This is a genomic window from Arthrobacter sp. LAPM80 (genome assembly GCF_046736435.1).
Classification (GTDB): domain Bacteria; phylum Actinomycetota; class Actinomycetes; order Actinomycetales; family Micrococcaceae; genus Specibacter.
In genome coordinates, this window is the sequence record NZ_JBCHVD010000087.1 from 1 (window position 1) to 263 (window position 263).

Consider the following 263-nt stretch of genomic DNA (forward strand, 5'->3'; position numbering starts at 1 on the left):
CTGGATGTCATCGCGGTCGGCAAGATAGCTTCGATGCTGGCCAGAGCCGTTGAGAACACCCCGACCCTGATGCCGGTCGCCGCCGCGGCCGGGGCCACCCGCTTCGCCCGCGACCCATCCGAATACGCCAACCATGCCACCAGCCCAGGCGCAGTCACGGCGGCGGCCCGTTCTGCCCAGGCGGGGACCGCCTTGGCCAGTGTGGGGACCGGCGGTGTTGCCAGTCAAGGGACCAGCGTGGCCAACGCTGGGACCACTCTGGC

Annotated in this window: 1 pseudogene; it reads left to right on the forward strand. The window is 70.3% G+C overall.

The window, feature by feature from the left end:
• Positions 1–263 (forward strand): annotated as a pseudogene (locus tag AAGW05_RS18640) (IS21 family transposase); the annotation flags it as partial.